The sequence below is a fragment of the Brachymonas moutaii (nom. illeg.) genome, assembly GCF_049977365.1.
GTDB lineage: Bacteria > Pseudomonadota > Gammaproteobacteria > Burkholderiales > Burkholderiaceae_C > Brachymonas.
On record NZ_JBNGEN010000003.1, the window covers coordinates 107,171 to 131,355 of the forward strand.

Genomic DNA, 24,185 nt, shown 5'->3' on the forward strand with positions numbered 1-24,185 from the left:
GGAGCGGGGATGGAGGCTGCAGGTTCCGGCGCCTACACCCATTGCACGCCTCCTGCACGCAGCATCCAGAACAGGGCCGCACCGATGAGCAGGTTCTTGAAGCCGACGTAGGCGATCATGTCCATGACATTGGCGCGCCGATAGGTCTGCCCCCACCATGGGCCGTCCTTCACATAGCGCTTCTGGCGCAGGCGCACAAGCACCTCGAACACGCTCCATCCGAACCAGCAGCCGATCACCACCAGGGGCGACACACTGCCGCGTGCGGCCAGAATCCACACCAGCGTGGCTGCGATGGCCACAGCCACTCCCGCAGCCTGCAGCACGGCACCGGTCTGCCAGCCGCTGCGGCTGAACGGCCACAGGTGGTCGAAGGCTTCGCCGGCCAGGCGGCGCAGGCCATGCAGGGTGCCCACGGGGGGCTGCGCCCGTGGCGTAGGCCAGCGGGGATCGGGGCCGGTGCCCAGCAGTTCGCGGGCGTGCCGTTGGGCGCGGTCTTCCTCGACCGGCACGATGGGGATGAAGTACCCGTCGCGTCCGATGGCGGTGAGAGGCTGGCCTTCGCGTTCGCGCAGCTTGCGCTCCCGGGCCAGCGGGGGGCAGCCCGTGTCGTCGGTATACAGCACCATGCAGTCGAGGCAGTGCAGGCATTCGCGGTGATCGATCTGGCCGGCCGCATTGATGGCCTGCGCGCCGCACCCCTTGGCACATGCCTTGCAGCTGTTGCAGTCGGCCTTGCGCCGGAGGCCGAACCAGCGGAAGGTGCTCGGCATGGCCAGCGAGGCCCCGAGCGGACAGACATATTTGCAGTAGGGGCGCTCGATGAACAGCGACAAGGCAAAGATAGCGAGCACGAAGGTCACATAGGGCCAGCTGCGGTGGGTGATGCCGACCAGGAACGTGGTCTTGAAGGGCTCCACCTCGGCGAGCTTCTCGGCCAGCCCCATCGAGAACAGGGAGGTGGCAACCAGCCCGAAGAACACGGCATATTTCACCCATTTGAGCCGGTCATGCCAGCGCTGCGGCACCTGGAACTGGAAGCGGGCCAGTCCGAGGCGCCCCGCCACCTTGTGCGTGACTTCCTGCATCGAGCCGAAGGGACAGGTCCACCCGCAGAACAGGCCGCGGCCGAACACGAAGATCGTGACGAAGATGAAGATCCAGTACAGGAACAGGAAGGGATCGCTCAGGAACAGCGTCCATTCCCACTTGAACAGCAGCGAATGCAGCCAGGTGAGCACCTGCGTCACGGAGGGCTGGGCCATGGCGCCGAATCCGATCCAGACGATGAAGATCATCCAGAAGCTGTACTTGAACAGATTGACTGGCCACTTGTTGCGGTGCGTGGCGCGGCGGGTGAGACGCTCGCGCAGGCCATAGACCACGGCCACGGCCAGCAGCAGCGCAGCGAACAGGCCAATCTGCGGGGCACGCTGCTTCCACACCTTGAGCCAGCTGGGGTCGGGGCGCGTGATGGTGGGGTGGCCGCCCACCATGTAGGCTGCGGGCAGCCAGTATTCGGTGTCGAAATTGGTGAACGTCTTGGTGCCCGTGGCGCGGTCCACCCGGTTGCCCAGGAACGTGAGCTTCCACGGATAGGCGGGAGAAAACGCCTTGGAGCGGAGTATGAAGATGCCCGATTCGGTGAATGCGGGCGCTCCCCTGGCCTCGATGCCGTAGAGGTTCATGGCGTCCGTGTCGCGGAAGGTGAAGGTGTCCCCGTCCTGGCGGACCTGGATGCGGTCATAGATGCCCCCCCGCACGAAGCCCGATCCCTTGAAGGATTCCTTGCCGGCGGTGCGGATGATGAAGATCGCGTTCTCGCCGGGCCTGAGCTGCCCCATGAGCGAGCGCCAAGAGGCATCGCCCAGCACGGCCGGGCCCACGATGGGGGAATTCAGCGTCCCGAACCACAGCTCGATGAACGGCTCCCCGGTGCGCTCCAGACCCACCTGCTCGGGCTGCACCACCATGCGCTGCACGGCTCCCTGGGCGGCCAGTGCCGACCAGTCGGGCAGCGCAGCGCCGGCCTGGGGATCCACATAGCGCACGGGCTGGCGCACGACCGGGGCGATGATGCCGGCCTCTTTGGCCACAGTGGTGCCCGACGTGGTGATGACCTGGTTCTGGGCAATGGCCGTCACGGTGGCGCCGGAGATGGCATCCACCCCCAGCACGCCTTCGTCGGGGCGCGACTGCCCCACTTCGATCTTGTCCTTGACCGACTTTCCGACATACTGCTGGTTGAAGTGCAGCAGGGCGGATTCCGGGATGCCCAGCAGCAGGATGGGCTCGGAATGCTTGAGCACCTTGATGCCCACGTACCTGCCCGCAGTGTCCATGCCGATGAGCGTGACCACCGGCTTGCCGGAGTAGGCAGGGGTATCGGTGATGTCGGTGGACAGCATCACATACCCCAGCTTGTGCCTGCCGTCGGCGCCGCCATAGGCTTCGACATAGGGCGGCTGTCCCTTGCGCAGCGAGAAGGAAGTGGCCCCGGGGAACACCTCCTTGCAGGGCACGCGCGCGCACAGGTCGCTCGCGGTGGCCAGATCGGGGGGAAGATGCGCCTCGTAGGCCTGTGAGCCGGCGGCGCCGGCCATGACCGGGGCGGCCACGCCTGCGAGTGCCAGGGTCGTCCATGCCCTGCGCCAGATATGGCGGATCCGATTCATCCACGTCATGGTTGTGACTCCTGTCCCATCCTTGCTGCCGGAGGAGGCCCACAGGGCTCCCTCACCGACACCGGAGCCGGTGCCGCATGAGCCTGTGACTCCGCAAAACGAACAGGGCCGGATGCACTGCTGGCACCGGCCCCGTACCCGTAGTACCCTGGGCTGCTGCGCGTGGGACACCTTCTGTCGGGGCCCCACGGAGCTGCTGCCGTGCCGATCAGCCTTCCACCAGCATGCGCCCGCGCATTTCCAGGTGGAGGGCGTGGCAGAAGTTGGTGCAGTAGTACCAGAAGACCCCGGGCTTATCGATCTTGAAGGTGACCGACTTCGTCTCGCCCGGATTGACCAGGAACTGGATGTTGTATTCGGGGATGGCAAACCCGTGGGTCAGATCCTCCACCTTGTCGATGTTGGTGAGAATGATGGTCAGTTCGTCGCCGACCTTGACGTTGAACTCCGCCGGGTTGTAGGTGGGCGCCTGCGAGGTCATGCGGACCGTCACCTTGTGGCCTTCGCGCTTGAGCCCCGTGTCCTTGGGGTCCTTGGTGGCGAGGGGAAACTCGTTGATGTCGTAGACCTGCTTGGTGTGCAGCACGTCGCGCTTGAACAGGATGAAGTCATGCGGCTCGGGACGCACGGCATTGTCGTGCGCGAGGATCATCTTGTCGCCCGTGATGTCGAGCAGCTGGTCGTTCTCGGGGTGCATGGGCCCCACCGGCAGGAAACGGTCCTTGGAGAACTTGTTGCCCACCGCCATCCAGACCCCGTCGGCGGCGCGGGTCTCCCCATGCGTGGCGCTGATGTGGCCTGGCTGGTACATCACGTCGATCTTGTCGACGATGGGGTTGATGGTCTTGTCGCCCGCGTATTTCTTGATGGCCTTGTCGATGTTCCACTTGCAGATCTGGCTGTCGAGGAAAAGCGTGGTGTATGCGTTGCCCCGGCCGTCGAACGTGGTGTGCAATGGCCCGAGACCGACTTCCGGCTCGGCCACGATGGCCTTGTCGGGGCTGGCCAGCTTGCCGTCGAACCAGTCCAGCACCTTCTGCAGCTCGATGACGGTGCAGGTGGGCGAGAGCTTGCCCGAGCAGATGAAGTATTTGCCATCCGGAGAGGCATTGACGCCGTGCGGATTCTTGGGCACGGACACCCGGACGCACAGGGCGGTCTTGGGGTCCTTGTTGGCATCCACCGTGCAGTCCACCACCGGAACCTTGGAATCTCCCAGGGTGGTGGTTTTGCCGGCTTTCACGGCCGCTTCGATGCGCTCGATATGGAAGAACAGGCAGGCGTCGCGCTCGGCGGCCATCATTTCCTGATAATGCACCCCATTTTCGGTGTTGTACTGATTGGTGGCAGCGAGCTTGCCGTCATAGGACGTGGCCACCAGATCGCAGTTTCCATCGATTCGCGCCTGCCATTTCACTTCCATGCTGTTGGAATCCACACAGGTGAAAAGGCAGTGGTATTGCTTGGGGTCATTTGTGTTCTTGCCATTGTTCGGCAGGGGAACATGAAACTCCTGGCCGCAGAATACACGGGTGGTGTAATTGATTTTTGGATCGACAGGATCCCGCTTGTCCGGGAATATGCCGTGAAAACCCTGCACATTCGGCAGTTTGGTGATTTTGTCGCACACCATGTAATCGAGCCGGATACGGGCGAGCCGGGCATTGATCTTGTCATTGATCCATACATATTTGCCGTCGTATACCCCGTCCTTGTAGGAACCATGCACATGGTGCGTGTCGCCCACGTGGTACTTGAGCGAGCCATCGGGATTGGTGCCCATGACGGCCTTGGACTCGTTGGTGATGCCCCAGCCGATCAGCGCATCCGGCACAAAGCACGGAATGCGCAGCAGCTCCCGGCCGGACGGAATGCCGAGCACGCGCACATCGCCGGTATGCCCGCTGCTCCAGATGCCGTAGTGGGTGTCGAGCTGGCCGGGCTTGATGTCCACCGAGCCCGCTCCTCCGACATTGCCGCGCGCCGCGTCTGCGCCGGAAGCCGCCTTGCCGCCCGCAGCCGATGCGGCGCCGCCTCCGTCCGTCCGATCCTCCTTGCAGGCCACGAGCCCCACCCCCGCCGCGCCCAGCACGGCAGCGGAATTCAGGAATCGGCGCCGGCCGATCCCGGAAGACAGAGGCTGATCATGGGTATCGGAAGTGTGGCTCATTTGAACGCTCCTTGCAAAATGGAAAATGGTCACCGCAGGCTGTGGAGTGACATGGACTCCGCATGCCATTTGAATGAAGCCAAGGCATCGTAATGCGGCCCAGGGCGCTCCGGAAGGGGGGATTTTTGAGTGGATGCCCGCCGCTTGACTGCAATCAAGCAGAGAACGTGCAGGTATTTTCTTTCTCGGTGAAATACACGCGGTTCAAGACCGCATGCGTACACTGCAGGGCTGGTCAAAAGGGTTTTTCAGCAGGCTGTGTGCTTTTTTGGTAATCAATTCATCATTATGTATTCTATGAATACATAATGATCCGCACGTCCTGCCTCATTCTCCTGAGGAGCATTTTCCATGCATCTCGATACAGTCTTTTCCCCATCGGCCGCAGCCCCTGCGCTGTCGCGTCGGCAGCTGCTGCTGGGAGCCGGCATGGCCCTGGCTCCCCTGGTCTGCCTGCCTGTGCAGGCGGGCAGCGCGCCATACCGTGTGCGCCGGCCGCTCATGGGGACCCTGGTGGACGTGGTGGTGGAGGCCGGCCCCACTCCGCAGGTGCAGCGTCAGGTCCAGGCTGCACTTGACGAGATGCAGAGGCTCGAAGCCGTGATGAGCCGCTTCGACCCGCACAGCCAGGTCAGCCGCATCAATGCTCTGGCCGGGCGCGGGACGGCGGTGCCCGTCACGCGGGATCTGATGCGGGTGCTCGTGCAGGCACAGGCGCTGGCCCAGCGAACCGGGGGGCGCTTCGATCCTGCCCTGGGGGCTTTCACCTCCCAGATCGATCCCGGCAGGGGCCTGCTCGATGCCGCACAGCTGCGGCGCCTGCTGCCCCATGCGCGCCCGCAGGCCCTTGTGCTGGACCGACAGCGGCAGACGGCGCGTCTGGTCGATGCCCAGGCACGGCTGGATCTGGGCGGGGTAGCCAAGCTGCCGATTCTCCAGGTCGGGGTGGCGCGCCTGCAGGCCATGGGACTGCATGGGGTGATGATCAATGGCGGCGGCGATGTGCTCGCCACGGCGCGGTCCGACGGGCAGCCCTGGAGAATCGGCATCCGCGATGCCGCCCACCCCGATCGCCTGCTGGCCATGGTTCCGCTGCGCGAAGGAGTGGTGGCCTCTTCCGGGGACTATGAACGCTATATCGACCTGGGGCGCACGCGCCTGCACCACATCATCGACCCCGCCACGGGACGCTCCACCCAGGGCGTCCATGGGGTGACGCTGGTGGGGGCACGCGCCGAGCAGGTCAACGGACTGGGCACGGCGGCCATGGTGGCCGGCCCGCGCGCGGCAGCCCGGCAACTGGCTCAGTGGGGCGTGCGCGATTTCGTGGTGATGCACGCAGACGGGCAGGTGGAGGCATCGGCCGGACTGCGCGGGGGATGGCTGCCTCCTCAGGGACAGCGCGCCATCCGCGGCGTGCTCTGATACGGAGCGGCAGGGCCGCAGACCCGCAGACCTCAGGCGGACAGGGGCGCACCGTCGACGAAGGCGCGCAGCTCGCCCGGGGCAAAACGGGTCCATTGCTCGTTGACGGTGAGCGGCTGGGTGGCAATCACGGCCACGCGGTCGCGGGGCGTGGTGCAGCGAGCGAAGTCGATGGCGAGGTCTTCGTCCTTGAGCTCGGCCGTGGCAAACGGATACTGCCGCACCACGTAGTGCAGGTCGGTGGTGGCATGGGCCCACAGGGCCGCGCCGTTCGACAGCAGCATGTTGAAGGTGCCGTGGCGCGCGATGCGCGGCAGCAGCTCGCGCAGGGTGTGGTTGAGCTCCTCCACGGGCGGCATGCAGGCGTGCGACTTGGATATCTCCTGCATGATCCAGCAGAAGGCGCGTTCGCTGTCGGTGTCGCCCACAGGCTGGAAATGGCTGTGCAGGTGGGGGTGGTAATCGGCCAGATTGCCGTTGTGGGCAAACACCCAGTAGTGCCCCCACAGCTCCCGCACGAAGGGGTGGCAGTTCTCCAGCGCCACCACGCCCTGCGTGGCCTTGCGGATATGGGCGATCACATGCCGGCTCTTGATGGGGTACTCGCGTATGAGCCGCGCCACCGGCGAGGTGCTGGCCGGAGCGTGGTCCACAAAGTGGCGCAGCCCCTTGTCGAAGGCGCCTGCGTCCGCGTCGCCGTGCCCCTCGAAGAAGGCAATGCCCCACCCATCGCTGTGGTGGTCCGTCACACCCGCCCGCTGCGCAAAGCCGCTGAAGCTGAACGTGATGTCCGTGGGCGTGTTGCAGTTCATTCCAAGCAGTTGGCACATGGCAGGAAGGCGGAAAGGGAAAAGGGAGAAGGGAGAAAAGGGCTGCTCAGTGCGGCGAGGCGTTGGAGTCCGTCGGTGGCAGGGGATCTGCTGCCGCGAGGGCAGCAAGGCAGCGGGGGCAGAGGCAGCTCCGGGGCGTGCCTGCGGGCAGCGCCGCGCGCAGCCGGGCCGCATCGGGGGCAGGACGCTGCATGCACCAGCAGGTGGCTGCGTCCTGGCCGGAGGCCATGGCGCACTGGTTGGGATGGCCGCAGAGTGGGCAGAGGGTGGAAGACATGGGAGCATCCAATAGGCTGCCGGGTATCGTGAAAGTATACTTTCTGCTTCATGCCGCCTTCCGGTTCACCGGGGCCGGCATGCTGTATGCCCGATTGCCGGCATTTTCTCATTTCCCCTGCGGTTTTCCCCTGCCTTCTGCAAAGGAGCCTTTCCATGCCTGACCACACGCCTGCCCCCCGCAAGCCGGAGGGATCCGAGGGGCTGTCGATGTTGCTGACCGTGCTGCGGTGGCTCGGGGTGCTGGCTTCCGCCTGGGTGCTGCTGGGCAGTGCGGCCCTGATGGTGGGCCTGGGCACCTGCGGGGCCATGTTCATTGCAGCGGGGGAAACACGAGACGTGGTGCCCTGGACGCTTCTGCTCGGGGCCCTGCTGGCGGGGGCGGTGGCCTGGGCAGCCATGGCTGCCATTCGCGGGCTTCTTCGGTCACGCGGCCGCCCGACTGCGTCTGCGGCCCGCGTTCGCCCGACCCTTCCCCCTGCCGTCCACCACAACGCTGCGGCGCAGACGACTTCCCATGATGACGATCCGCAATCCTGAGACCGCCCTGCTGGTGCATGGCCTGCTCGAATGGCTGGCCCTGGCCGCAGGGGCCTGGCTCTACCGCCGGGAGCGGCGCCAGCGCCAGCAGGGTTCCCTGCTGCAGGGCGAGGGCTTCCGCCTGGCGGTGGGATGCCTGCTGGGGGCCGCCGTGGGCAACAAGCTGGTGTTCTGGATCGAACAGCCCCAGCTGGCCGCACAGGTGACCCATCCTCTGCACTATCTGGCTGCCGGGCAGAGCATCGTGGGCGGGCTGCTGGGGGGCTGGATCGGTGTGGAGCTCGCCAAGCGTGCGGCTGGCATCACGGTGCGCACGGGCGATGATTTCGTGGCTCCCATCCTGCTGGGTGTGGTCATCGGCCGGCTGGGCTGCTTTCTGGCAGGCCTGTATGACGATACCTATGGCGTGCCGACCGGGCTGCCCTGGGGAGTGGATTTCGGCGATGGCATTCCCCGGCACCCCACGCAGCTCTACGAGATGCTGCTCGCACTGGGCGCGCTCTGGGCCTGGCAGCGGTGGCGCCCGGCGCTGGCAGCCGAGCCGGGACGGGGATTCCGGCTGCTGATGGCGGGCTACCTGCTGTGGCGTCTGGCGGTGGATGGCATCAAGCCGGTGCCCTATGCCTACGCCTGGGGCTGGAGCGGCATCCAGTGGGTCTGTGCCTGCGGGCTGCTGGTCATGGCCGCACTGGCCTGGCGCGATGCGCGTCGGTGTGCCGCAGGGACGGCCCGTTTTGCGCAGAAAGGGAACCATTCATGAACGCACGCAAGGTGCTGGTCTGCCGTGTGCAGACGTGGCGTGCCGCACGGCCCGTGTCATGGCGTCTGCTGACGCTGGGAGGCCTGTGCGCGCTCGTGGTGGGAGGCTCGGGGTGCGTCACCATGACGGTGGTGGGCTCGATTCAATCCGCAGCCTCGGCACGCGCCCTGCATCAGCGGCAGGTGGCCTGGAAGACCCAGACCGATGCCTTGCGCCAGCAGGCGCGGCAGGGCGATGCGCAGGTGCGTCTGGCCCTGGCCGAGCACCTGCTCTCGCAAGACGACGGACACGACTGGTCCACCCGGAGGGCCGATCGCCAGGAGGCGCTCGGGTATCTGCATGAGCTGGCGGCACAGGGCCATGCCTATGCCGCCTACCGGCAGGCCGAGCTGCTGGTCGAGGGAGCCACGGCTACAGAGGCAGCCACCTGGAAAGACGGTTTCCCCGGCTTTGCGGAAGCCGCACAGGCCATGCAGCAGGGCTGCGTGCTGCTGGGGGCGGGGAAGGCGTCCGCTGGCCCGGTCGACATGGCCGCCCGCGTGGGCACTGCCCTGCAGGCGCGTGCCAGCGGGTTGCCCGAGCGCAGTGCCGGCCCCGTGCTGGATCTGGCCGGGGCATGGAAGGCCTGGCACCATGCGCGGTGTCCGGCCTCGGGCCCGACCGAGGATCGGCAGTGGGTGTCTCTACCCGCCTGCCGGAGCAGTGCGGCGTCGCTCCTGGCGGACTCGGATGGACGGCCCGATGGCACGGCACCCTGCGTGCAGGCCCTGCGGGAAGTGCAGGGCCTGCCGGAAGTCCCGGCTGCCACGCCCCGTTCAGCGGCGCTTTCTCCTGCCGGCCAAAAGCTGCGGCGCGGGCTTGTGCGGCGCTATCGCCAGCAGGCTGCTGCCTGGGCGGCACGCTATCCGGCCGCCCCGACCTTCAGCGAGGCGCCGCACGGGCTGGCCGTCTTCCGCCCCGCTTCCGGGCCGGCCCCGTGAGGGAGCGATGCCCCTCTTGCGTCCGCTTTTTCCTTGTTCTTTCTTTCGTCACGTCACCGGCCCGGCAGGGCCATGACCCATCAGGATCCCTCCGCCATGCGCAAGAATCGCCCCTACATGTTCTATGACACCACCAGCAGCGTGTGCAGCACCTGCCTGCGGCCGGTGGAGGCCAAGATTCTGTTCAAGGATGACCGGGTCTACATGGACAAGTGGTGCCCCGTGCACGGCACCGAGCGGGTGCTGATGAGCGACGATGTGGCGTACTACCGGCTCGGGCGCGAGGTCTTCGTCAAGCACCCGGAAATGCCCCAGCGGTTCGAAACGGACATGCACTACGGCTGTCCCTACGACTGCGGGCTGTGCCCCGACCACATGCAGCATTCCTGCCTGTCCATCGTCGAGATCACCGACCACTGCAACCTGCGCTGTCCCACCTGCTACGCCGGCAGTGGCCCCGAGCGGCTCACGCACCGCAGCCTGCAGGAGGTCGAAGCCATGCTCGACGCGGTGGTCGCCAGCGAGGGCGAGGCCGACGTGGTGCAGATCAGCGGTGGCGAGCCTACGCTGCATCCCCAGTTCTTCGAGATTCTCGATGCCGCCCGGGCCCGTCCCATCCGGCATCTGATGATCAACACCAATGGCCTGCGCATTGCCCAGGATGCCGCCTTTGCCGAGCGGCTGGCCAGCTATGGCCCGCACGCGCTGGAGGTCTACCTGCAGTTCGATGCGCTCGGCCGCGAGGCGCTCATGGATCTGCGCGGGGCCGACCTGCGCCGCATCCGCCAGGACGCCCTGGCCCGGCTGGAGGCCCTCGACATTTCCACCACGCTCGTGATGACGGTCAAGCGCGGTGTCAACGACCACGAGATCGGCGATGTGATCCGCTTTGCCCAGGGGCTGTCGTGCGTGCGCGGCGTCACCCTGCAGCCGGTGCAGGACGCCGGGCGCTGCGAAGGCTACGATCCCGCGCAGCACCGCCTTACCGTGAGCGAGATCCGCCGCCGCATCGTCGAGCAGACGGGGCTCTTCACTCCCGAGGACATCGTGCCCGTGCCCTGCAACCCCGACACCCTGGCCATGGCCTATGCCCTGCGCGTGGGCGACCGGCTGCAGCCGCTCACCCGCTACGTCGATCCGCGCACGCTGGTCGAGGGCAGCGGCAACACCATCGTGTTCGAGCGCGACGAATCCCTCAAGGACCAGGTCTTCCGCCTGTTCTCGACCCAGCACTCGCCCGAATCGCAGGCCGACTGCCTGGGCTCCCTCATGTGCTGCCTGCCTCAGGTGGCCGCCGCCGGGGTGGATGCCCGGGCGCTGGGGTATCGCAACGTGTTCCGCGTGCTGATCGTGCAGTTCATGGATGCGCAGTCGCTCGACATCCGCGCGCTCAAGAAGAGCTGCATCCACATGGCCCGCCCCGATGGGCGCATGATTCCCTTCGAGACCTACAACCTGTTCTACCGCGACGGCCGCCAGCAGGTGCTCGACACCATCCGTGCCGAAATCGACGCCGCGCAGGCCGTGCGGCGGGTGGCCTGGCCGGACTGAGCCTGCGCCCTCCGGTCCATGGGATGGAGCCGGTGGTTCGGTGTTCCGGTGCTTTGCATGCCCCATGCGCAAGGGGCAGGACACCCCCGCCCTGCGCCCTGGAGTGTGCGCCAGTGACACAAGGGAACGCATGTTGCAGGTCCTTTGACACATGTCTGCCAGAAAACAGTCAGACTCTGTTATGGTGTCGCCCATGAATGATCTGCAGCTGTTTTTGCCCTGTGCGGCCGGAGTCGAGTCCTGGCTGGCAGAGGAGGTGTCTCGCATCACGGAACTTCCCGCAGGAGCCGTGCAGGCGCTGCGTGCCGGAGTGCTCGTGCGGGGCAGCTGGCGTGCCATGCTGCAGCTCAACCTGCACAGCCGGCTCGCCCAGCGGGTGCTGGTGCAGCTCTCGCGCTCGCCCTATGCGACCGAGCAGGACCTCTACGAGGCCGCCAGCACCGTGCCATGGGAGATCTGGATGGCGCCCACGCACACCTTCCGGGTGGACGTGACGTCCCAGCACAGCCCGCTGCGCAGCCTCAACTTCGCCACCCTGCGCATCAAGGACGCCGTGGCCGACCGCTTCCGTGCCCGCAGCGGCGACCGCCCCAGCGTCGACACCCGACAGCCGCATGTGCGCATCTATGCCCACCTGACGCAGGATCGGGTGGCGCTCTACATCGACACCTCCGGCGAGCCGCTGTTCAAGCGCGGCTGGCGCGAGGACAAGGGCGATGCCCCGCTCAAGGAAACCCTGGCCGCCGCCATGATCGCGGCCTCCGGCTGGCAGCCCGATGCCGGCGTGCCCCTGTACGACCCCTGCTGCGGCAGCGGCACCATTGCCATCGAGGCGGCCCAGATGGCCTGTCACATGGCGCCGGGGCTGCAGCGCCGCTTCGGTTTCGAGCGGCTGCTGCCCCATCAGGCCCATGTGTGGCAGACGCTGCGCGAGCAGGCCCGAGCGGCCGAGGTGCGGCCCGCCGAAGTGACCGTGTTCGGCAGTGATGTCGCCCACCGCATGGTGGACTTCGCGCAGCGCAACGCGGCGCGTGCCGGCGTGGCCCACGCCCTGCAGCTGCGCGGCGGCGATGCCCTGCAGCGCATGCCGCCCACGGAAGTGCCGGGGCTGCTGCTGGTCAATCCGCCCTATGGCGAGCGCATTGCGGCTGCCGGGGTGGCCGGCGAACGGGCCGAGCAGCGTGCCTACCGCGTGCACCGGGTGCAGGATGTGCCCCGCATGGCCGGCACGCTCGGCCTGCGCGGGCGCAGTGCAGCGGTCGGAGGGCGCGAAAGCGCCGTGGTCGATGGCCGTGCCGACGAGGGACAGGACGACTTCTTTGCCCGACTCGCGAGCCACTGGAAGCACCACTTCACCGGCTGGACGGCCTGGATGCTCACGCCCGACCGGACCCTGCCGCGCCGCATGCGGCTGCAGGAGTCGCGCAAGATTCCCATGTGGAACGGCCCTATCGAATGCCGGCTGTTCCGCTTCGACCTGGTGGCCGGTTCGGTGGCGCGCCGCCGCCCCGGCACCGGGGCCGAAGGGCAGCCTCTTGCGGCAGACCCCGGGAGCCCCCGGCCATGATCCGTGCGCAGGGACCGGACCGGACGCAGGTCGACCAGACTAGGCCCACCCGCGGGTGGGCTTCGTGGTCGCGCCGCACCCGGCTGGCCCTGCAGGGGACGGCGGCCGCCCTGGTGGCAGTGGCTGCGCTCGTGGCCTGCCATTCCGCTTCCGACACGACCGATGCAGGGGCGGCTCCGCGCAATGGAGTGGCCCCCGGTCTCAAGCCCGCCGAGCTGATGGACGCCGCCTTCGGCAGCGACCAGCAGATCATCGGCCGCAAGGACGTGTACTGGCGTGCCGAACTGACGTTGCCGGCCCCCGTCTGGGCCCGTGCGCAGGATGCGGGACTGCCTGCAGCTGCCGCGTCGCAGCCCGCTGCCCATTCGGCCAGTGCCGATGCGGGCGCGGGCGCGGCAAGGGCAGCCTCGGCCTCCCTGTCGGCTTCCGGCCCCGATGCGGGGACTGCGGGCGTCGTCGCCCCGCCCCAGCGCATGGCTGTGCGGGTGCGTCCACGTGAAGTGGTGCGCATCAACGAAGACAATGCCGCGCTGGTGCTCGAATCCGCTCCGGTCGATACCGCCGGCGAACTTCGGTATGGCACCCGTACGCCAGCCTATCTGGGCGTGGTGTATTTCCGGCGCGTGGCAGCCCGCCCGGCCTCGGACGCCGACAACGGCGCCGCCATGATCGAGAAGTGGGCCATCAGCCGCTTTCAGCCCGCCGTCGACCAGCTCGGGCAGGCCGGTACGGCGGGTGACAGCCAGATCTACAAGGTCGCTCCCAATCTGTATCTGATGACCTTCGAGCCCGTGGTGTGCACGGCCCGGGTCTGCAGCCAGTGGCTGCAGGGCTATCGGCTGGAGCTCGCAGGCATGGGCGAGGCGCTGCGCCTGCAGCTCTCGGGCAGCAATGTGCAGGCCTGGCCAGACTGCCATCGCCGGCTGGCCGATGCGCGCGGGCAGATTCCCACCGTCATCGCGCCGCCCCTGCTGCAGGCCGCCATGGCGCGGGCAGACGAAGCCGCCAGTGCCGCCGGCGCCGGCGCTTTGTCCGCTGCAGCATCGGCGGCATCCGGTGCAGCTTCTGGGGGGGGAACGCCGGGCACCGCAGACGGCCATACCTGCTATGCCCTGCATGGCGAGGCCAGCCCCATCTCGCGCGAGGGAGCCTCGGCCGACTTCTCCATCCGCTATCGGGGAATGGTGTCGCCCCGTCCCGGCGAGCGTCGGCGCGTGCAGCAGACCGTGCTGTACCGGCTCCACAACGGACACTACGCCCTGGCCGAAGGCGGCCCCGGGCCGCTGCCGGGATTCTGAGGCCCCTGCATGGACGTGTCACACCTGCAGGAGCGGCCGGATCAGGCAGCTCCACGACCCATCGTCATCGACACCAACATCGTGCTCGATCTGTTCGTCTTCGACGATGCGGCGGTGGTTCCCCTGCGCGAGGCCCTGGCCGCCGGGCAGCTTCACTGGATCGCCGTGCCCCGCATGCGCGACGAGCTCGAACGGGTGCTGGCCTATGCCCAGATCGCGCCGCGCATGGCCTGGCATGGACGCGAGGCTGCCGGCGTGCTGGCCCAGTGGGATGCCCATGCGCACCTGCAGCCTCCGGCACCGCGCTGCCACGCCATCTGCAAGGATGCCGACGACCAGTGCTTCATCGACCTGGCCGTGGCCCATCGCGCCCTCTTGCTGAGCAAGGACGGCTACGTGCTGCGCCTGCGCAAGCGCCTGGCACGGCACAGCGGGGTGGCTGTGGCACGCACGCTGTCCGAAGCCCTGCAGGTCTCGCGCACATTCGGCGGCGCCTGAGCGCGGCGGGCTGTGGCTGCGTCTGGGGGAGGGGGTCAGCGCCGTGCGAAGGTGGTGACCAGCTGGCCGCTGGCGATCTGGTGGGACCGAATGGCATCGGCGACCGAGGCAGCAGGCGCTCCCGCCGGCAGCCCGAGCGAGGCCACATCCAGCGCATGAACCGTGAGCACATAGCGGTGAGCATGGTCGCCCGGGGGCGGGCAGGCCCCGCCGTAGTCGGCACTGCCGAAATCGTTGCGGCCCTGGTGGGCTCCGGGAGGCAGCAGGGCTGCATCCGCCCGTCCGGCTCCTTCGGGCAGCGAGGTCGTCGCAGCCGGGAGGTCGTACACCACCCAGTGCCACCAGCCGCCGGGATGGGGAGCATCGGGATCGTGCAGGGTAATGGCGTAGCTCCGGGTGCCAGCAGGCGCATGCGCCCACTGCAGGGCAGGGGAGAGGTTGGCGCCGGTGCACCCGTGGCCACGATAGACCTGCCGCAGCGGCAGCGTGCCGCCGGGGTGCAGATCGGGGCTGGATACGGTCAGGGCCGGCCGGGCCTGTGCGGGGGATGCCAGGGGCAGGACCGTGCACAGCAGCAGGGAGCCTGTCAGATGGCGCAGGGGATGCAGCATCACGATTCTCCAGGGGAGCGGGGGCGTTCCCGCAGGGAGATCATGCGCCGTGCCGGGGTGCCCTGCAAGCCCGGCGCGGCGGAGGCAGGGTCAGGCCTGCTGCGTGGGGATGTGGTGGCGCAGCTCGACTTGCTGGTTGCGCTCGTTCACGAAGACCAGGCTCGGCTCGTGGCCGGCGATCTCGGAGGAGTCGAGCTGCACGAAGGCCGCAATGATGACCAGATCGCCCACGGCGGCGCGGCGTGCGGCCGAGCCGTTGAGGGAGATGATGCCGCTGCCGCGTTCGGCCTTGATGGCATAGGTGGTCAGGCGTTCGCCGTTGTCCACGTTCCAGATGTCGATCTGCTCGAACTCATGGATGCCGGAGGCTTCCAGCAGGTTCTCGTCGATTGCGCAGGAGCCTTCGTAGTGCAGCTCGCAGTGGGTGACGGTGGCGCGGTGAATCTTGCCGCTCAGGAGGGTATGTTGTGCCATGGCTCGGGAAACCGGGGTAATGCTGAAAAAAGCCGCATTCTAGGACAAGGCCCCCAACCTTGCCAGTGCGGGGCACGGGCGCCCGCTCCGGGCGCGGGCGCCCTCAGGCGGCTGGCAGGGCCACGGCCGCACGGGCCACGGCCTCGGCGACCTTGATGCCGTCGACTGCGGCGGACAGGATGCCGCCGGCGTAGCCGGCCCCTTCGCCCGCGGGATAGAGGCCGGGCAGGCCGGGACTTTCCAGGGTGGTGGCGTCGCGGTCGATATGCAGGGGCGAGGAGGTGCGGGTTTCCACGCCGGTGAGCATGGCATCGGCCCAGTCGTAGTCCCGGATCTTGCGACCGAAGGCCGGCAGGGCCTCGCGCATGGCCTCGGTGGCATAGGCGGGCAAGGCGTGGGTCAGGTCGGTGAGTGTCACGCCCGGACGGTACGAGGGGGACACCTCGCCGAGACGGGTGGACGGGCGCTGGGCCAGAAAGTCCCCCACGGTCTGGGCCGGGGCCTTGTAGCAGCTGCCTCCGAGCACGTAGGCCTGGCTTTCCAGAATGCGCTGCAGCGCAATGCCGGCAAGCGGGTGGACGGGCGTGCGGGCATCGCCCACGCCATCGCGCTCCAGCACAGAAGCGGGCAGGGCCTCGGCCTGTGCCAGGGCCTCGTGGGCCGGGATGTCGGTGCGCAGCACGGGAAAGTCGGCCGGGGTGATGCCGACGACCATGCCCGCGTTGGCATTGCGCTCGGCGCGGCTGTACTGGCTCATGCCGTTGGTGACCACGCGGCCCGGTTCGCTGGTGGCGGCCACCACGGTGCCGCCGGGACACATGCAGAAGCTGTAGACGGCGCGGCCGTTGGCGGCGTGATGGACCAGCTTGTAGTCGGCGGCACCGAGCAGCGGATGGCCAGCGTGCACGCCCCAGCGGGCGCGGTCGATGAGGCCCTGGGGATGTTCGATGCGGAAGCCGACCGAGAAGGGCTTGGCATGCATGGGCACGCCCTGCTCGTGGAGCATGGTGAAGGTGTCGCGTGCGCTGTGGCCCAGGGCCATGACGGCCTGCCGTGCGGGCAGCTCATAGGCACTGCCCGTGGATGCGTCGAGCACCTGCAGGGCACGCAGGCTGCCGTCGGCAGCGGTCACGAGGCCGGTGACGCGCTGCTCGAACCGGATCTCGCCTCCGAGGCGCTCGATGTCGTGGCGGATGTTCTCCACCACCTTGACGAGCCGGAAGGTGCCGATGTGGGGGCGGGCGACGTAGAGAATGTCCTCGGGAGCTCCGGCGCGGACGAATTCCTCCATCACCTTGCGGCCGAGGTGGCGCGGGTCCTTGATCTGGCTGTAGAGCTTGCCGTCGCTGAAGGTGCCGGCGCCGCCTTCGCCGAACTGCACGTTGCTCTCGGGCGTGAGCTCCTGGCGGCGCCACAGTCCCCAGGTGTCCTGCGTGCGCTGGCGCACGGTCCGGCCGCGTTCGAGCACGATGGGGCGCAGGCCCATCTGGGCCAGACACAGCGCGGCGAGCATGCCGCAGGGGCCGAAGCCCACCACCACCGGCCGGTCCTGCAGCGCGGCCGGCGCCGTCACGGGCATGTGCCACGTCATGTCGGGAGTGGGCTGCACGTGCGCATGAGAGGCAAGGCGGGCCAGCACCGTGGCCTCGTCCTCGGGGCTGTCGGCCGCGAGGGCCACGTCGAGGATGTAGACCTTCTGCAGGTGCTTCTTGCGTGCGTCGAAGCTGCGCTTGTGCACCTGCACGGTGGCAAGGGCCGTGGCAGGCAGGGCGAGCACGGCAGCGGCTGCGTCGCGCAGCGCGGCGTCGTCCGCGTCGAGGGGAAGACGGATTTCGGAGAGTCGGATCATGGCAATGCGGCCCGTGTCGATCGGGCAGGGCAAAGCAAATGATGATGGCACAGGCCTATCGTTTTGTCACGCGCTGAGGGATAATCTGCCGCCGTGAAGCCCGCCAGACCGCCGCTGGTGCCATCGTGGAAACACGGCACTGGAGGAACGTCCGGACTGCACAGGACAGCGCAGGAGGTAACACCTCTCCACCGAAGGCCGCAAGGCGCAAGGTGAGGATCAGAGCAACAGAGACGAGTCCGGGCTTCGGCCCGGGGTGAAACGGGCAATCTCTGCGCGCAGCAATGCCAAGTAGGCCAGCGTCGATGTGGTTCCGCAGAGCTGGCGGGTAGGCAGCACCGAGCCGGTGGGGTGACCCCCGGCCCAGATGAATGGCGGTCACGCGCGGGGCAACCCGCGTGCACAGAATCCGGCTTATCGGCGGGCTTCACTTCTTCGTTTTTTCTTTTTTCCCGTTCCGGGCCCGAGGGGGCGGAACGGTTTGTTGTCCCCGGAGCGGCCTACGCGGCTGCTTTTTCGGCATCGAGGTTGCGCATGGCAGTCCCCGGTGGGGCAGGAACGGCCGGTATTCCTATTCCGGCTGGGGTCGCCCCTTCTTCTTCCGATTCTTCCCTTTCATTCCATGATGCTGTTCCGCCGCAGCCACCCGTGTCGGGTCTGCAGGTGGCGGTTCTGCTCTTGGTGTTCGGGCTGGCGTGGCTGGCTGTGCTGGGGGGCACGGCGCTGGTGCCGCCCATGGACAACATCGAGCAGCTCGACTGGGTGCGCTCGCTGCAGTGGGGCTACTACAAGCATCCCCCGCTGCCCACGGCGCTGCTCTGGCCCTGGGTGCAGCTGTTCGGGCTGAACGGCTGGGTGACCTATGTGCTGGGCACCGTGGTCACCCTGCTGGCGCTGGGGCTGCTGTGGCAGATGCTGCGGGACATGGCGGGCAGCCGCCTGGCCACGCTGGCCCTGCTCGCGGTGCTGTGCATCACCTTCTATGCCGGACGCCTGTACTACTACAACCACAACACGGTGCTGCTGCTGGGCACGGTGGCCAGCGCGGCCTGTGCGTGGCAGGCCTTCGGCGGGACGGGGCGGCGGCTGGGCTGGTGGCTGCTGCTCGGGTTTGCGCTGGGCATCACGGCGCTGGGCAAGTACCAGATTGGCCTGAGCGTGCTGAGCCTGATCGCCTTCGCGCTGCATGAGCGCTCCTGGCGCAGGCCGGAGCAGCTGCGCGGGCTGCTGCTGGCCGGCGGGGTGTCGGCTCTGGTGTTCGTGCCCCATGTGCTGTGGCTGGTGCGTTCGCACGGCGAGGCGATGGACTATGCGCTGAGCACGTCGGTCGCGGCCACGGCCTATGGCTGGCGCAGCGTGGGCGAGAGCCTGCGCTGGCTGGCCGACCAGCTCTTCAACCGGGCGCTGGGAGCATGGCTGCTGCTCGGCATCGGCGTCTGGCGCTGGCGCCGGACCCGTCCGGCCGAGGCGCCACGACAGATGCCCACGGTCCAGGAAGGTGCCGAGCCTGCCGGGGGCGATGCCCTGGCGCGGGCGCGCGTCTTTCTGCTGCTGTGGGGGGCGTTGCCGCTGGGGCTGATGGAATGCATGGGGCTGGTGCTGGGCAGCGATTTGCAGCTGCACTGGGGCGTGGCCTACCTGCCGCTCCTGGTGCCGGCCGTGATGCTGTGCTGGCGTGGGGTGAACTGGAGCGCCGTGCTGGCCCAGCCGGCCGTGATGCGCAGCTTCGTGGTGCTGCAGGTGCTGCTGCTGACGCACACGGTGCTCACCTCTTCGTTCGGGCCCGAGCGGCTGCGCAGCAGGCACTGGCGCACCTTCGATGCGCCCCGGGTGGCGGCGGCCCTGGCCGGCCCGGCCCGGCAGGCGCTGGGACATCCGGTGGCCGTGCTCATCGGTGACAGTGGGGTGGCCGGTGCCCTGGCGCTGCAGCTGCCCGAGCGCCCCCTCGTGCTCATCGGCAACAACTACACCTGGAGTGTCTGGGTGCCGCGAGACCGCGTGGCCCGCTGCGGCGCCGTGCTCATCGAGACGGGCGATCGCCAGTGGGACAACACGCCGCGCAGCGCCTCGGCCGAGGAGGCCCACGCGGAGCTGACGCAGGACTCTCACCCGGTCACCAAGCCGGTGCAGGCGGTGACTGGCACGGTGAGACAGCCGGGCGGCAGTATCCCTTCGGTGACGTGGACCGTGATTCCACCGACCCTCCCCGGGGGCTGCCCTGCGCTATGATGCAGGGCCTGGAGGCCCGTGACTGGCTGGTGCCCGTGCGGGTGCCCCGGGTGCATTCCTGCGTGCAGGCCCGGACCGGTCGGTCCCTGTGACCGTCATGCGATTCCGTTTTTCCTGCCGGCGTCCGACCATGCCCAACGCTACTCCTTCCCCCCTTTCTGCCTCTGCACGCGAGGCTGCCGTCCGGCGCCAGACCATCTCCTGCATCGTGCCGGCCTACAACGAGGCCGAGAACCTGCCCCGGCTGGTGCCGCTGGTGGCTCAGGCGCTCGAAGCCACCGGCCATCCGTTCGAGATCATCGTGGTCAACGACGGCAGCGCGGACGACACCTCGGCCGTGCTCGCCGGGCTGTGCGAGATCCATGCACCGCTGCGGGCGCTCGACCTGTCGCGCAACTTCGGCAAGGAGGCCGCGCTCACCGCCGGGCTCGATGCGGCCCGGGGCGATGCCGTCATTCTCATGGACGCCGACCTGCAGCACAGCCCGGACCTCATCGGCCAGATGCTGCAGCACTGGTACGAAGGCGCCGAGGTGGTGTATGCCGTGCGCCGCAACCGCCAGGACGAGGGACTCTTCAAGCGTCTCGGAACGCGGCTCTTCTATGGCATGGTCAACCGGGGGGCGCGCTTCCGCATCCCGCCCGATGCGGGCGATTTCCGGCTCATGGACCGCCGGGTGGTGGCCGCACTGCGCCGTCTGCCCGAGCGCAACCGCTTCATGAAGGGGCTTTATGCCTGGGCGGGATTCCGCCACGTGGCGCTGCCCTACACCCCGCAGGAGCGGCATGCCGGCCGAACCCACTACAGCAAGTGGCGGCTGCTCAACCTCGCGCTCGACGGGCTCACCGCCTTTTCCACCTGGCCGCTGCGGGTGGTGACGGGCACGGGCGTGCTGTCGGCCGTGGTGGCTTTCCTCTACGGGGCCTGGGTGGTGTTCGACTACTTCATGTGGGGCAACCGGGTGTCGGGCTGGAGCACGCTCATCGTGTGCATCCTGCTGTTCTCGGGGCTGCAGATGATCTTTCTGGGCATGCTGGGCGAATACATCGGCCGCATCTTCGAGGAGGTCAAGCGCCGTCCCGTCTACATCGTGGCCGAGGAGGCCGGTCTGGGACTGCCGCGCCGCCGCCAGCGTGCCAGCGTGGCCGATCTCACCGGAGCCAATACGGCGCAGCCCGATCTGCCAGACGAGCTGCCTCCGGGCGTGACCTGGCAATAGGGGCGCGACCGGCGGGGAGGAATATGCAGGGGACGAAGGGTCGCCCCCCTGCGATCAGGAGGCCGTGCCCCGGAAGGCCCAGAGCTTGCTGAGCACGTAGGTGCCGACGGCCACGCCCACCAGCACCAGCGCGAGCAGCACGTCATAGCGCCACGGCGAATAGCGCAGTGCGAACGCATAGGCCAGCTCGTTGAGGGCAAAGCCCGAGGCCGACAGCAGAAAGAACCGCGGCAGTGCGTGCCGCCAGTGTGTCTGCTGATGGGCGAAGGTCCAGACGTAGTGCCCCCCGAACGACACGCCGAAGGCCGTGAGCCAGCCGAGCACATTGGCCACCAGCGGGCGCATGCCGGTACCGTCCACCAGCAGTTTCACCACCGCAAAATGCACGGCCGCAGCTGCGCAGCCGGTGACGATGAAGCGCAGGGGAGGGGGCAGGGCGGGCATGGCCGCCATTGTAGTCGGCCCGCCGCCGGCAGCCCGTGCCACAATGGGCCGCAGTACCGCCCGCCGATTTGCCTGCATGACTGCTTCTGCCCAGCCCCTTTTCCCCGATTCGATGCCTGTGTCGCGCAGGGTGTGCCTGTGCGTCGACGATTTTGGGCTGCATCCCGCCATCAACCAGGCGGTGCTGGCGCTCGTGGATCGGGGCCGGATCGGGGCCACCAGCGCCATGGTCGACGGCGTGGCATGGACCGAGGGCGCGGCCGCGCTGCGCCAGGTGCCTGCGGCCACGCTCGACGTGGGGCTGCATCTCGACCTCACCGAACCGCAGACACGCCCCGGCCTCCTGCCGCGCCGGCCGCTGCGCCAACTGATTCTGGCCAGCTACGGCGCCCGGCTCGATGGCCGCCTGCTGCGGCGCGAGATCGCGCGGCAGCTCGACGCCTTCGAGTCCACCCTGCGCCGGCCGCCGGCGTATGTGGATGGCCACCAGCATGTGCATCAGCTGCCGCAGGTGCGCGATGCGCTCCTGGAGGTGCTCGCCATGCACTACGCGCCTGGCGAGCGGCCCTGGCTGCGCCACACCCAGCCGCTGGCGACCCCCAGCGGAGGGGTGGGCAACCGGTTCAAGGCCTGGGTGATCGCGGCACTCGGGTCGGTGCCGCTGCAGGCCATGGCGCGGCGGCAGGGCTTTCCCATGAGCCATGCGCTGGCCGGGGTGTACGACTTCTCGGGCGGCGTGGACGCCTACCAGCGCCTGCTGCGCGACTGGCTCGTGCATGCCGAGGCGGGGGATGTGCTGATGTGCCATCCTGCCGTGGATGCCGTGCCGGCCGATCCCATCGCCACGGCCCGGGTGGTCGAGTTCCATGTGCTCGCCTCCGACTGGATGGGCGAGCTGCTGTCGCGGGAGCACATTCGGCTCGCTCCCCTGTCGCCCTGGCTGCGCGAGCACGCGGCCTTGCGCGCCGCGCTCGATGCGCCGGCGGCCGAGCCCGAAGAGGCCGACATCCATACGCGCATCTGAACCTGTCGCCCGCTCTGCGGGCTCTGCGCGTGTCAGGCCGAAGGTGCCCGTCCGGTCATGCGCAGGTGTTCCACATGCGCGAGCAGCGAGCGGCGTGCCAGCGGCCACAGCGTGGAGGGCGTGTCGGAGTAGGCATGGGCCACCCAGTCGTCGAGCGAGCCGGAGGGCGAACCCTGCATGGCGGCGAGCACCCGAGCCTCGCGGGCCAGGCGGTGCGCCCGCAGCCCTGCGATGACGGCCCGGGCGTGCTGCATGGCATAGCCGTGCGCGGGCAGGATGAATTCCAGCCCGTGGCGGACGCAGGCCGCGTCGAGCCGTTCGAGCGAGGCGAGGTAGTCCCCCATGGCCCCATCGGGCGGATCGACGATGGTGGTGCTGCCATTGAGGATGTGGTCGCCGCTGAACAGCAGGCCATCTTCCTCCAGCGCCAGACACACGTGGTTGGCCGTGTGCCCCGGGGTGTGCAGCGCCGTCAGGGTGTGGGAGGTGCCGTCGGGTTCGTACAGCACCAGTGCGGCGCCGTCGGCCAGCTCCTCGTCGGGCACGAAGTGGCTGTCGAGCCGGGCGTGGGGGCCGTGGTGCAGCCCCAGCACCGGGGGACGGTGGTGAGCGCCGGCACGCGCCGCGCTCAGTGTCTGCAGCACAAAGGCACCGGGGCTGTGATCCGGATGCGAATGGGTGCACACGATGAAGCGCACATCGCCGCCCGTGGCTGCCAGGATGCGGCCCAGGTGCTCGCCGTCAGCGGGCCCCGGGTCGATCACCGCAAACCCGCTCGCGGCCGTGCCCACCAGGTAGGTGTTGGTGCCGGGGCCGGTCATCACGCCGGCGTTGGGCGCCGTCAGCCGCTGCACGTTGCGCAGCAGGGGCACCGGGTGTTCATGCTGCCAGACGATGCTGTGGGCTACCTGCCCGTAGGGCGTCACCAGCCCCAGCTCCCCGTAGGCGAGATCCTCGTTGACCAGCCGCACCTCGTGTCCAGCCGCATCCAGGGCGCCGCGCGGGCAGTATTGCCACAGAGGGTGGCCAGCGGCACAGGCGTCGAGCACCGCATCCACCGACGGCTGCGCCGCCAGGCGCTCCAGCGTGCGGACCGTGGGGAACATCATCGGGAACTGCCCCTGCGCATGCAGTGCCACGGCCTCGGCCGGGCGGACCCAGCGGATGTCGACCTGCTCGTGGGCGTCGGCGTGCGGGGTCTGGTCACGGGGCATGCGCGCCACCAGAAACGGGGTGTCGAAGCGCTTGGGCAGATCCAGGGGCGCCAGCCAGCGTGCGAGCACGCGCACCGCATCAGCGGCTGGGTGCAGCCCCAGCGAGACGCAGGCGGCATGGAAGGTGGCGGCATCGCTGCGCCGGCCGATGGCGGCTTCGAGCGCCGTGACATCCGCCTGCGTGGCGGGCGAGCCGTCGGCGCGGTGGGCCAGCAGCACCCCCACTTCCTCGTAGCTCTCGCGCAGTGCCGCCAGGGCCCAGACCCGGGCCTCGCCCTGCTGGTCGTCGCGGAAGCGGGCCCCATCGGGGGCTTCGCTGGCCGCCTCGTCGGCGCTTTCCACCGCACCGCCGGGAAAGACATATAGGCTGGCTGCGAATCCGGCCTGTCCCGAGCGGCGGGTCATCAGCACCTCGGGGCCATCCGGCCCGTCACGGAACAGCAGCACGGTGGCCGCAAGGCGGGGCGTGACGGTGGAAAGGGGAGGGTGGAGCAGCTGGCTGGAACGGGGCATGGGCAGAAAACGGCAGCGGGCGCCAGCAC

General features: G+C 68.4%; 20 protein-coding genes and 1 other RNA gene. 12 read left to right on the top strand and 9 right to left on the bottom strand.

The genetic code is table 11. From position 1 onward, the window contains the following. Positions 1-32: 32 nt before the first annotated feature. The gene (locus tag ACP2WS_RS05515) at positions 33-2,684 is read right to left on the bottom strand and encodes a 4Fe-4S binding protein (RefSeq protein WP_426459870.1); all 2,652 of its coding nucleotides are present in this window, start codon (positions 2,682-2,684) and stop codon (positions 33-35) included. Between the two features lie 208 nt (positions 2,685-2,892). After that, on the bottom strand, positions 2,893-4,854 hold the full coding sequence (gene nosZ / locus ACP2WS_RS05520; RefSeq protein WP_426459871.1) for a TAT-dependent nitrous-oxide reductase: 1,962 nt from the start codon (positions 4,852-4,854) through the stop codon (positions 2,893-2,895). Positions 4,855-5,205: 351 nt separating this feature from the next. Here nosZ and ACP2WS_RS05525 point away from each other — a divergent pair, with 351 nt between their 5' ends. Then, entirely contained in the window at positions 5,206-6,279 is a 1,074-nt protein-coding gene (locus ACP2WS_RS05525) for an FAD:protein FMN transferase (protein WP_374492058.1), read from the top strand. Positions 6,280-6,311: 32 nt separating this feature from the next. On the opposite strand, the gene ACP2WS_RS05530 is transcribed toward ACP2WS_RS05525, so the two are convergent. Together ACP2WS_RS05530 and ACP2WS_RS05535 are read right to left on the bottom strand one after the other, a co-directional pair. Beyond that, positions 6,312-7,109, bottom strand: a complete 798-nt coding sequence (locus ACP2WS_RS05530) for a class II glutamine amidotransferase (RefSeq protein WP_374492057.1) — start codon at positions 7,107-7,109, stop codon at positions 6,312-6,314. A 46-nt stretch (positions 7,110-7,155) separates the two neighbouring features. Further along, entirely contained in the window at positions 7,156-7,386 is a 231-nt protein-coding gene (locus ACP2WS_RS05535) for a cysteine-rich CWC family protein (protein ID WP_374492056.1), read from the bottom strand. A 155-nt stretch (positions 7,387-7,541) separates the two neighbouring features. Here ACP2WS_RS05535 and ACP2WS_RS05540 point away from each other — a divergent pair, with 155 nt between their 5' ends. From ACP2WS_RS05540 to ACP2WS_RS05570, 7 genes are all read left to right on the top strand, one after another. Continuing rightward, the gene (locus ACP2WS_RS05540; RefSeq protein WP_426459872.1) at positions 7,542-7,925 is read left to right on the top strand and encodes a hypothetical protein; all 384 of its coding nucleotides are present in this window, start codon (positions 7,542-7,544) and stop codon (positions 7,923-7,925) included. After that, on the top strand, positions 7,903-8,685 hold the full coding sequence (locus ACP2WS_RS05545) for a prolipoprotein diacylglyceryl transferase (protein ID WP_374492053.1): 783 nt from the start codon (positions 7,903-7,905) through the stop codon (positions 8,683-8,685). The genes ACP2WS_RS05540 and ACP2WS_RS05545 overlap by 23 nt, the downstream gene beginning before the upstream one ends. After that, positions 8,682-9,665: a hypothetical protein gene (locus tag ACP2WS_RS05550; protein WP_426459873.1), complete on the top strand. Its 984-nt coding sequence runs from the start codon at positions 8,682-8,684 to the stop codon at positions 9,663-9,665. The genes ACP2WS_RS05545 and ACP2WS_RS05550 overlap by 4 nt, the downstream gene beginning before the upstream one ends. A 96-nt stretch (positions 9,666-9,761) precedes the next feature. Further along, positions 9,762-11,216 carry a radical SAM protein gene (locus tag ACP2WS_RS05555; RefSeq protein WP_426459874.1) on the top strand — a complete coding sequence of 485 codons (1,455 nt, stop codon included), beginning with the start codon at positions 9,762-9,764 and terminating at the stop codon, positions 11,214-11,216. Between the two features lie 193 nt (positions 11,217-11,409). Then, on the top strand, positions 11,410-12,783 hold the full coding sequence (locus ACP2WS_RS05560) for a THUMP domain-containing class I SAM-dependent RNA methyltransferase (RefSeq protein WP_426459875.1): 1,374 nt from the start codon (positions 11,410-11,412) through the stop codon (positions 12,781-12,783). Next, the gene (locus ACP2WS_RS05565) at positions 12,780-14,081 is read left to right on the top strand and encodes a hypothetical protein (RefSeq protein WP_426459876.1); all 1,302 of its coding nucleotides are present in this window, start codon (positions 12,780-12,782) and stop codon (positions 14,079-14,081) included. The genes ACP2WS_RS05560 and ACP2WS_RS05565 overlap by 4 nt, the downstream gene beginning before the upstream one ends. Positions 14,082-14,090: 9 nt before the next feature. After that, positions 14,091-14,579, top strand: a complete 489-nt coding sequence (locus ACP2WS_RS05570) for a PIN domain-containing protein (protein WP_426459877.1) — start codon at positions 14,091-14,093, stop codon at positions 14,577-14,579. 35 nt (positions 14,580-14,614) lie between these two features. Here ACP2WS_RS05570 and ACP2WS_RS05575 read toward each other — a convergent pair whose 3' ends face one another. From ACP2WS_RS05575 to ACP2WS_RS05585, 3 genes are all read right to left on the bottom strand, one after another. Continuing rightward, complete coding sequence (locus ACP2WS_RS05575; RefSeq protein ID WP_426459966.1) at positions 14,615-15,190, bottom strand: YbhB/YbcL family Raf kinase inhibitor-like protein; 576 nt, start codon at positions 15,188-15,190, stop codon at positions 14,615-14,617. A gap of 90 nt (positions 15,191-15,280) precedes the next feature. Beyond that, on the bottom strand, positions 15,281-15,664 hold the full coding sequence (gene panD, locus ACP2WS_RS05580; protein ID WP_374492046.1) for an aspartate 1-decarboxylase: 384 nt from the start codon (positions 15,662-15,664) through the stop codon (positions 15,281-15,283). Positions 15,665-15,767: 103 nt separating this feature from the next. Then, a complete protein-coding gene (locus tag ACP2WS_RS05585) occupies positions 15,768-17,513 on the bottom strand; it encodes an NAD(P)/FAD-dependent oxidoreductase (protein ID WP_426459878.1) in 1,746 nt (581 codons plus the stop codon). 95 nt (positions 17,514-17,608) lie between these two features. Here ACP2WS_RS05585 and rnpB point away from each other — a divergent pair. From rnpB to ACP2WS_RS05600, 3 genes are all read left to right on the top strand, one after another. Next, positions 17,609-17,946, top strand: an RNA gene (gene rnpB / locus ACP2WS_RS05590) — RNase P RNA component class A. A gap of 215 nt (positions 17,947-18,161) precedes the next feature. Continuing rightward, positions 18,162-19,742: a glycosyltransferase family 39 protein gene (locus ACP2WS_RS05595; protein ID WP_426459879.1), complete on the top strand. Its 1,581-nt coding sequence runs from the start codon at positions 18,162-18,164 to the stop codon at positions 19,740-19,742. A gap of 97 nt (positions 19,743-19,839) precedes the next feature. Beyond that, positions 19,840-20,961: a glycosyltransferase family 2 protein gene (locus tag ACP2WS_RS05600; RefSeq protein WP_426459880.1), complete on the top strand. Its 1,122-nt coding sequence runs from the start codon at positions 19,840-19,842 to the stop codon at positions 20,959-20,961. Positions 20,962-21,015: 54 nt separating this feature from the next. Here ACP2WS_RS05600 and ACP2WS_RS05605 read toward each other — a convergent pair whose 3' ends face one another. Next, positions 21,016-21,405 (bottom strand): GtrA family protein, encoded by a 390-nt coding sequence (locus ACP2WS_RS05605; protein WP_426459881.1) that lies wholly within the window; start codon positions 21,403-21,405, stop codon positions 21,016-21,018. A gap of 76 nt (positions 21,406-21,481) precedes the next feature. Between ACP2WS_RS05605 and ACP2WS_RS05610 the strand changes: the two genes are divergently transcribed. Then, entirely contained in the window at positions 21,482-22,429 is a 948-nt protein-coding gene (locus ACP2WS_RS05610) for a ChbG/HpnK family deacetylase (protein WP_426459882.1), read from the top strand. A 32-nt stretch (positions 22,430-22,461) separates the two neighbouring features. Here the strand turns inward: ACP2WS_RS05610 and ACP2WS_RS05615 are convergent, their stop codons facing one another. Beyond that, positions 22,462-24,156 (bottom strand): MBL fold metallo-hydrolase, encoded by a 1,695-nt coding sequence (locus ACP2WS_RS05615; RefSeq protein ID WP_426459883.1) that lies wholly within the window; start codon positions 24,154-24,156, stop codon positions 22,462-22,464. Positions 24,157-24,185: the final 29 nt, after the last annotated feature.

Bases quoted from the DNA above. Each gene is read 5' to 3' on its own strand.
- ACP2WS_RS05605 (WP_426459881.1), bottom strand. From the start codon at position 21,405: ATGCCCGCCCTGCCCCCTCCCCTGCGCTTCATCGTCACCGGCTGCGCA.
- ACP2WS_RS05515 (WP_426459870.1), bottom strand. From the start codon at position 2,684: ATGACGTGGATGAATCGGATCCGCCATATCTGGCGCAGGGCATGGACG.
- ACP2WS_RS05525 (WP_374492058.1), top strand. From the start codon at position 5,206: ATGCATCTCGATACAGTCTTTTCCCCATCGGCCGCAGCCCCTGCGCTG.
- ACP2WS_RS05535 (WP_374492056.1), bottom strand. From the start codon at position 7,386: ATGTCTTCCACCCTCTGCCCACTCTGCGGCCATCCCAACCAGTGCGCC.
- ACP2WS_RS05565 (WP_426459876.1), top strand. From the start codon at position 12,780: ATGATCCGTGCGCAGGGACCGGACCGGACGCAGGTCGACCAGACTAGG.
- ACP2WS_RS05585 (WP_426459878.1), bottom strand. From the start codon at position 17,513: ATGATCCGACTCTCCGAAATCCGTCTTCCCCTCGACGCGGACGACGCC.
- panD (WP_374492046.1), bottom strand. From the start codon at position 15,664: ATGGCACAACATACCCTCCTGAGCGGCAAGATTCACCGCGCCACCGTC.
- ACP2WS_RS05575 (WP_426459966.1), bottom strand. From the start codon at position 15,190: ATGCTGCATCCCCTGCGCCATCTGACAGGCTCCCTGCTGCTGTGCACG.
- ACP2WS_RS05530 (WP_374492057.1), bottom strand. From the start codon at position 7,109: ATGTGCCAACTGCTTGGAATGAACTGCAACACGCCCACGGACATCACG.
- ACP2WS_RS05600 (WP_426459880.1), top strand. From the start codon at position 19,840: ATGCGATTCCGTTTTTCCTGCCGGCGTCCGACCATGCCCAACGCTACT.
- ACP2WS_RS05610 (WP_426459882.1), top strand. From the start codon at position 21,482: ATGACTGCTTCTGCCCAGCCCCTTTTCCCCGATTCGATGCCTGTGTCG.
- ACP2WS_RS05550 (WP_426459873.1), top strand. From the start codon at position 8,682: ATGAACGCACGCAAGGTGCTGGTCTGCCGTGTGCAGACGTGGCGTGCC.
- ACP2WS_RS05545 (WP_374492053.1), top strand. From the start codon at position 7,903: ATGATGACGATCCGCAATCCTGAGACCGCCCTGCTGGTGCATGGCCTG.
- nosZ (WP_426459871.1), bottom strand. From the start codon at position 4,854: ATGAGCCACACTTCCGATACCCATGATCAGCCTCTGTCTTCCGGGATC.
- ACP2WS_RS05615 (WP_426459883.1), bottom strand. From the start codon at position 24,156: ATGCCCCGTTCCAGCCAGCTGCTCCACCCTCCCCTTTCCACCGTCACG.
- ACP2WS_RS05540 (WP_426459872.1), top strand. From the start codon at position 7,542: ATGCCTGACCACACGCCTGCCCCCCGCAAGCCGGAGGGATCCGAGGGG.
- ACP2WS_RS05560 (WP_426459875.1), top strand. From the start codon at position 11,410: ATGAATGATCTGCAGCTGTTTTTGCCCTGTGCGGCCGGAGTCGAGTCC.
- ACP2WS_RS05570 (WP_426459877.1), top strand. From the start codon at position 14,091: ATGGACGTGTCACACCTGCAGGAGCGGCCGGATCAGGCAGCTCCACGA.
- ACP2WS_RS05555 (WP_426459874.1), top strand. From the start codon at position 9,762: ATGCGCAAGAATCGCCCCTACATGTTCTATGACACCACCAGCAGCGTG.